Origin of the sequence: Pseudomonas sp. GZD-209 (assembly GCF_049310485.1) — a bacterium.
In the GTDB taxonomy this organism is placed as follows: Bacteria; Pseudomonadota; Gammaproteobacteria; order Pseudomonadales; family Pseudomonadaceae; genus Aquipseudomonas; species Aquipseudomonas sichuanensis.
Genome location: NZ_JBMOWQ010000194.1, coordinates 1 through 4133, shown reverse-complemented (window position 1 = coordinate 4133; position 4133 = coordinate 1). Strand labels below are relative to the sequence as shown.

Sequence of the window (4133 nt, the reverse complement as noted above, 5' to 3'; positions counted from 1 at the left end):
TGGGGGCGGCCCTCTCTCTTTTCTCGCCGCCTCATCCTCCCCCCCCCCCCCCCCCCCCCCCCCCCCCCCCCACAAAGGCGATGCTTGAGCTGTTATGAATCCGACCACCACCGTCGGATTTGGTCAAAATTTGTGCTATATTCCGCGCCCGCGATTTCCCTGCACACCAGAACCGGTCACTGACATGCAAGCAGCCAAACCACTCTACGACTATCCCAAGTACTGGGCCGAATGCTTCGGGCCAGCGCCGTTCCTGCCGATGAGCAGGGAGGAGATGGATCAGCTCGGCTGGGATTCCTGCGACATCATCATCGTGACCGGTGACGCCTACGTCGACCATGCGTCGTTCGGCATGGCCATCATCGGCCGCCTGCTCGAGGCCCAGGGCTTCCGGGTGGGCATCATTGCCCAGCCGAACTGGCAGTCCAAAGACGACTTCATGAAGCTCGGCGAGCCGAACCTGTTCTTCGGCGTCGCGGCCGGCAACATGGACTCGATGATCAACCGCTACACCGCGGACAAGAAGATCCGTTCCGACGACGCCTACACCCCTGGCGGCTTGGCCGGCAAGCGCCCGGACCGCGCCAGCCTGGTCTACAGCCAGCGTTGCAAGGAAGCCTACAAGCACGTGCCGATCGTGCTCGGCGGCATCGAGGCCTCGCTGCGCCGCATCGCCCACTACGACTACTGGCAGGACAAGGTCCGTCACTCGATCCTGGTGGACGCCAGCGCCGACATCCTGCTGTACGGCAACGCCGAGCGGGCCATCGTCGAGGTCGCCCAGCGCCTGTCCCAGGGTGAGCACATCGAGCAGATCACCGACGTGCGCGGCACGGCGTTCATTCGCCGCGACACGCCCCAGGGCTGGTACGAGATCGACTCCACCCGCATCGACCGTCCGGGCCGGGTCGACAAGATCATCAACCCCTACGTCAACACCCAGGACACCCAGGCCTGCGCCATCGAGCAGGCCAAGGGCGAGCAGGACGACCCGAACGAAGCCAAGGTGGTGCAGATCCTCGACAGCCCGCAGATTACCCGGGAAAAGTCGGTGATCCGCCTGCCATCGTTCGAAAAGGTGCGTAACGACCCGGTGCTCTATGCCCACGCCAACCGCGTGCTGCACCTGGAGACCAACCCTGGCAACGCCCGCGCCCTGGTGCAGAAGCATGGCGAGGTGGATGTGTGGTTCAACCCGCCACCCATCCCCATGACCACCGAAGAAATGGACTACGTGTTCGGCATGCCCTACGCGCGTATTCCGCACCCGGCCTACGGCAAGGAACGCATCCCGGCCTACGAGATGATCCGTTTCTCGGTCAACATCATGCGTGGCTGTTTCGGTGGCTGCACCTTCTGCTCGATCACCGAGCACGAAGGCCGGATCATCCAGAACCGCTCGCATGAGTCGATCCTGCACGAAATCGAAGAGATGCGTGACAAGGTGCCAGGCTTCACCGGCGTGGTCTCCGACCTGGGTGGCCCGACCGCCAACATGTACCGCATCGCCTGCAAGAGCCACGAGATCGAGAAGCACTGCCGCAAGCCGTCGTGCGTGTTCCCCGGCATCTGCGAGAACCTCAACACCGACCACAGCTCGCTGATCGAGCTGTACCGCAAGGCCCGTGCCTTGCCGGGGGTGAAGAAGATCCTGATCGCCTCGGGCCTGCGCTACGACCTGGCGGTGGAATCGCCGGAGTACGTGCGCGAGCTGGTGACCCACCACGTCGGCGGCTACCTGAAGATTGCCCCGGAGCACACCGAGCGTGGCCCGCTGGACAAGATGATGAAGCCGGGTATCGGCACCTACGACCGCTTCAAGCGCATGTTCGAGAAGTTCTCGAAAGAGGCGGGCAAGGAACAGTACCTGATCCCGTACTTCATCGCCGCGCACCCGGGCACCACCGACGAAGACATGATGAACCTGGCCCTGTGGCTCAAGGGCAACGGCTTCCGCGCCGACCAGGTGCAGGCGTTCTACCCGTCGCCCATGGCCTCGGCCACGGCCATGTACCACTCGGGCAAGAACCCGCTGCGCAAGGTCACCTACAAGAGCGAAGGGGTGGAGATCGTCAAGAGCGAGGAGCAGCGTCGCCTGCACAAGGCGTTCCTGCGCTACCACGACCCGAAGGGCTGGCCGATGCTGCGTGAAGCGCTGGAGCGTATGGGCCGCGCCGACCTGATCGGCCCGGGCAAGCACCAGCTGATCCCGCTGCACCAGCCGCAGACCGACACTTACCAGAGTGCCCGACGCAAGAACTCCACGCCGGCCGGCAGCCACAAGGTGGGCAAGGAGCAGAAGATCCTCACCCAGCACACCGGCCTGCCGCCGCGTGCCAGCGATGGCAGCCAGCCGTGGGACAAGCGCGAGAAGGCCAAGGCCGAAGCGTTCGCCCGCAACCAGCAGGCGGCCAAGGAGCGCAAAGAGGCGGCCAAGGGTGGCGGCAAGGGCAAGAAGCCGCGTCAGCCAGTCATCCCGCGCTGATGCAGTAACCGTGGGAGCGGGGGGGGGGGGGGGGGGGGGGGGGGGGGGGGGTGTTGGTGGCGCGTGGGGGCGATGGGTGTGTTGGTTGTCTTTCTCCAGTTTCCTTCTCCCCCCCCCCCCCCCCCCTCCCCCCCCCCCCCCCCCCCGCTCCCACGGGTGTTCAGGCCAGCCGTCCGGCTCAATCAGGTTTCTTGTCGACCCACTTCGGCAATACCGGTGATTCGAACCGGTCCATGCCGTCCAGCAGCTCATCCGGCTGCTGCGCCAACTGCAACATCGCCCGGTGCTGCGGCCGTACGAAGCCTTCCTCGACGATCTGGTCGAGGAACCCGCCCAGCTTCTCGTAGAACCCGTTCACATCCAGCAAGCCCAGCGGCTTGGCGTGATACCCCAACTGCCCCCAGGTCCACACCTCGAACAGCTCCTCCAGCGTCCCCAGCCCGCCCGGCAGGGCGATGAAGGCATCGCTGAGTTCGGCCATGCGCGCCTTGCGCGCGTGCATGCCGTCCACCACCTCAAGGCGGGTCAGGCCCTTGTGGCCGATTTCGGCGTTCATCAGGCTTTCGGGAATGATCCCGACCACTTCACCACCCGCGGCCAGGGCGGCGTCGGCCACGGTGCCCATCAGGCCCACCGCGCCGCCGCCATAGACCAGCGTCAGGCCCCGGCGGGCGATGGCCTGGCCCAGGGCGATGGCGGCTTCACGGTAGGCGGGGTTGGCGCCGATACTGGCGCCACAGAACACACAAACGGAACGTACAGGCATGGCTTGTCTCCCTTCACAGGGGCACAGGGTAAGGCTCTAGCCCGACACTTCCAAGGCCATTCACTCAGGACGGGAGAATTCGCAGGCCGCACCGGTGGCGCCCTGGGCGTAGGCGGCGAGCAGGCTGTTCATGAAACTTGAGAGGGACATTTCAGTTACTCCTAAATGAAAGGTTGTCCCATCGTCTATCAAGAGGGCATGATGTGCTCTTTGAATGGTTGTATACAATCCATTGAACAATTCAACTGGCTGGCCACTTGACACCCCTTGACCCACATCAGGGCCGGGTTGCCAGGTTTCAGGCAGTCTCGCAATTGATAAAACCCTGCCAAGGAGATTCATGATGTTTGCGAAAGCTGTAGCGGTATCCCTGCTGACCCTCGCCAGCGCCTCTGTCTTTGCAGCCGAATGCTCGGTCACTGTCGAGTCGACTGACCAGATGTCCTACACCAGCAAAGAATTCACCGTCGACAAGAGCTGCAAAGAGTTCACCGTGAAGCTGACCCACTCGGGCAGCCTGCCGAAGAACGTCATGGGCCACAACCTGGTGATCAGCAAGACTGCCGACATGCAGGCGATCGCCACCGAAGGCATGAGCCAGGGCATCGACAAGGGCTACTTGAAAGCAGATAACGCCAACATCATCGCCCACACCGCGATGATCGGCGCGCCAGAGAAAGAGACTGAAGTGAAGTTCGATACCTCGAAGCTTGAAGCCGGTGGCGACTACAGCTTCTTCTGCACCTTCCCGGGCCACATCTCGATGATGAAGGGCAAGGTCGTAGTCAAGTAACGACTAGCTGAGCCACAAACGTGGGAGCGGGCTTGCCCCGCGATGGCGATGTTGAATCCAGCATCACCATCGCGGGGCAAGCCCGCTCC

3 protein-coding genes are annotated in these 4133 nt (G+C 63.5%); 2 read left to right on the top strand and 1 reads right to left on the bottom strand.

The genetic code is table 11. The annotated features are described in order from the left end of the window. Positions 1-184: 184 nt before the first annotated feature. On the top strand, positions 185-2485 hold the full coding sequence (locus tag ACO6VM_RS20610; protein ID WP_422403744.1) for a YgiQ family radical SAM protein: 2301 nt from the start codon (positions 185-187) through the stop codon (positions 2483-2485). 178 nt (positions 2486-2663) lie between these two features. On the opposite strand, the gene ACO6VM_RS20605 is transcribed toward ACO6VM_RS20610, so the two are convergent. Further along, the gene (locus ACO6VM_RS20605; protein WP_422403743.1) at positions 2664-3251 is read right to left on the bottom strand and encodes a TIGR00730 family Rossman fold protein; all 588 of its coding nucleotides are present in this window, start codon (positions 3249-3251) and stop codon (positions 2664-2666) included. A 343-nt stretch (positions 3252-3594) separates the two neighbouring features. Between ACO6VM_RS20605 and azu the strand changes: the two genes are divergently transcribed. After that, complete coding sequence (gene azu / locus ACO6VM_RS20600) at positions 3595-4044, top strand: azurin (RefSeq protein ID WP_110992991.1); 450 nt, start codon at positions 3595-3597, stop codon at positions 4042-4044. Positions 4045-4133: the final 89 nt, after the last annotated feature.

Excerpts from the sequence above, each read along its gene's own strand:
- ACO6VM_RS20605 (WP_422403743.1), bottom strand. The coding sequence starts at position 3,251 with ATGCCTGTACGTTCCGTTTGTGTGTTCTGTGGCGCCAGTATCGGCGCC.
- ACO6VM_RS20610 (WP_422403744.1), top strand. The coding sequence starts at position 185 with ATGCAAGCAGCCAAACCACTCTACGACTATCCCAAGTACTGGGCCGAA.
- azu (WP_110992991.1), top strand. The coding sequence starts at position 3,595 with ATGTTTGCGAAAGCTGTAGCGGTATCCCTGCTGACCCTCGCCAGCGCC.